The sequence below is a fragment of the Methylobacterium segetis genome, assembly GCF_004348265.1.
Taxonomy (GTDB): domain Bacteria; phylum Pseudomonadota; class Alphaproteobacteria; order Rhizobiales; family Beijerinckiaceae; genus Methylobacterium; species Methylobacterium segetis.
Map to the genome: position 1 here is coordinate 1 of NZ_SMNT01000232.1, position 2,593 is coordinate 2,593.

Here is a 2,593-nt window from a genome sequence, read left to right on the forward strand (position 1 = left end):
AGCCCCATCGATCAGATCCCGTGGAGAAAGCCATCGAGGTCGAGAGACGAGCGCCGGCCGAGGTCGACGTGATGACGGCCCAGGAAATCGGCGGCTGCCCGTCGCCCCTCGTCGCGAAGCAGGACGAGAAACGGCCATTCGGCATTGAGCTTGGATGAGGAGCCGAGCTCCAGCATCATCGCGCTGGAGATCCGGTGGATGCGCATCCGCGCCCATCGCGCGCCTTCGTCGTCGCTCGGGCTGGCCACGTGCTTGAGCAGCGCCATCATCCTGAGTTCCTTCATCAGGACGGCGTTGAACGACACCTCGTTGAGGCGGTTGGTAATCTCCCGGGCCGAGGTTGGCGGTCCCGGCCGATCGATCGGATTGATCTGAACCAGGATCGTGTCCTGGGAGTCGCAATCGCGGATGAGCGGCGTCATCGTGGGGTTGCCGGCATAACCTCCGTCCCAGTAGGCGTCGCCGTCGATCACGACCGCTTGGAACAGCGTCGGCAGGCAGGCGGAGGCCAGCAGCACGTCGGGAGTGAGGTCGGCGTTGCGGAACACGCGTCCTCGGCCGCTCTGGACGTTCGTCGCGGTGACGAACAGCTTGATCGGGCTGCGGGTCAGGCCTTCGAAATCGATCGTGTCCGCGAGGATCGCGCGAAGCGGATTGGCGCCGGCCGGATTGAGATCGTACGGCGAGACGACGCGCGCCATCATGTCCATGGCGGCGAAGAGCGGCGAATGGTCGAGGCTCCAGCGCCCCAGCAGGACGTCCAACGGGCCGCGGCGGAACGGGCTGAACCTCGCGGCATCGGAGACCTGTCGCCAGAAGTTTTCAAGCGCGGCCTTCGCTCCGGCCGGCCCGTCCTTCCCGTAGCCATGAGCCAGGACCGCGGCGTTCATGGCTCCGGCCGAGGTGCCGGAGATCGCTTCGATCTCCAACCGGCGCTCGTCGAGCAAGCGATCGAGAACGCCCCAGGTGAAGGCGCCGTGCGCGCCCCCGCCCTGCAGCGCAAGGTCGATGAGGAGCGGGTCGGAATCCTGCCGGGCGGGGGCGGGAGCCATGCGTGCCTCCGATACGGGGCCGGTACGCGGTTCGGGCCAACCGAGTTCGAGCGCAGGTGCCGGCTTCGTCAGCCGTCGCGCCTGGCCTGTGCGTCCTTGCCCGCCTGCGACGCGCGACCGATCTCGCCTGGCTCGATCGTGACCGTCCGCCGATCGCTCCCGACCGGCATCCGTCTCGTCGGATCAAGCGTGGGTTCGCTGCCCGTGTAGATTGCGGCGGCATGTTCCAGGGAGGCGGCGCATGAGCGACGTGGCGGCCTTGAGGAATCAGAACGTTGGCGCGCGTCCCAGCCGATGGTGGTTCACGGCCGCGGGCGCCGTTCTCCTCGTCCTGGGGGTGGCGGGCCTGTACATGACGGTGGCGTTCACCGTCGCCAGCACGCTCTGGTACGGCGTGCTGCTGCTGATCGCAGGTCCGGCGGAGATCATCGAAGCCGTGGCCCAGACGCGCGAGCCCTGGCACTCCCGCGCGGCTCGAATCCTGGCCGGCGCGCTGTATGTCGCTGGCGGCCTGTACGCGGTCTTGCAGCCCCTTCAGGCCTCGGTCGCCCTGACCTTGGTGCTGGGCCTCGTCCTGATCGCATCGGGTATCGCCAGGGCTGTCTGGGCCGTCATCCACGAGGTGAAGACCTCCCGCGCCGCGGTCATTCTGTTGGCTTTGATCTCGGTGCTGCTCGGGATGGCCATCATTCAGCAATGGCCCTGGTCCGGGCTTTGGGCGATCGGATTGTTCGTCTCCTGCGATCTGCTGGCTGCCGGCCTGTCCTGGTGCTGGGCCGGGCTCGCCCGGGATCCGCGCGCGGCGATGCCGGTCGGAGCGCGTTTCGGATCGTTGGGTATCAAGTAGAGGCGCCTTGGCCGAACACCCTGCCGGCGCCCTCTGCCGCCCTGCGGTGGCGGGACGATCGTGAGCCGCGACGATGCCGCGGACCTCTTCGATCGTCATGCCGAAGGTCGACGATCCCTGACGCGCGCCCAAGGCAGGGTTCTCTGCAGGCAGGTCGGGACATCCGCGAGAGCCGAACGCTGAAGCCGAGGCGGGCGGAGCCAGAATCGTCGCCGGAGCGCGTATCACAGCCCCAACCCGGACTGACGTCGCCGCAACGCCTCGCGGACGCTGCGAGCGACTCAGGAGGCGCGATCAGCGCGCATCCTCGAGAGCGGACAGCATGTCGTACTCGTCGGCCACGGCCCCCGGGTGGAGCAGGGTATCCACCATGATGCAGACGAGGGCGACCGCAATCAGCACCACCACCAGGACTTTCGTCAGACGCAGCGCATGCCGGCGCATCCTGTGGATCGCGATACATCCGAGCGTGAAGGCTGCGGCCTCAACCAATGCCGCCGCTGGCACATGCATCGTGCTCTCCTCCGATCCTTCCGTTTCGGGCCGTGAATGTCTCTCCGGATCCCGAGCCCGTCCGCCTGGATGCCATCGCCTTGAGGCGGCCACCTCGATCGACGGACCCTTGGATGCTCCGGCTCGGAGAAGGTTTCAGGCCTACGGCCGCTCCGTGAAAAGCCGAACGGGCTCGGACATT

Annotated in this window: 3 protein-coding genes; 1 reads left to right on the plus strand and 2 read right to left on the minus strand. The window is 67.6% G+C overall.

Features of this window, described 5'->3' with window-relative positions; translation table 11 throughout:
* Positions 1–11: 11 nt before the first annotated feature.
* A complete protein-coding gene (locus E1J50_RS26280; protein WP_132253277.1) occupies positions 12–1,052 on the minus strand; it encodes a patatin-like phospholipase family protein in 1,041 nt (346 codons plus the stop codon).
* A gap of 241 nt (positions 1,053–1,293) precedes the next feature.
* On the opposite strand from E1J50_RS26280, the gene E1J50_RS26285 reads away from it, so the two are divergent.
* Positions 1,294–1,899 carry an HdeD family acid-resistance protein gene (locus E1J50_RS26285; RefSeq protein ID WP_132256937.1) on the plus strand — a complete coding sequence of 202 codons (606 nt, stop codon included), beginning with the start codon at positions 1,294–1,296 and terminating at the stop codon, positions 1,897–1,899.
* Between the two features lie 294 nt (positions 1,900–2,193).
* On the opposite strand, the gene E1J50_RS26290 is transcribed toward E1J50_RS26285, so the two are convergent.
* Positions 2,194–2,412 carry a hypothetical protein gene (locus E1J50_RS26290; protein ID WP_132256935.1) on the minus strand — a complete coding sequence of 73 codons (219 nt, stop codon included), beginning with the start codon at positions 2,410–2,412 and terminating at the stop codon, positions 2,194–2,196.
* Positions 2,413–2,593: the final 181 nt, after the last annotated feature.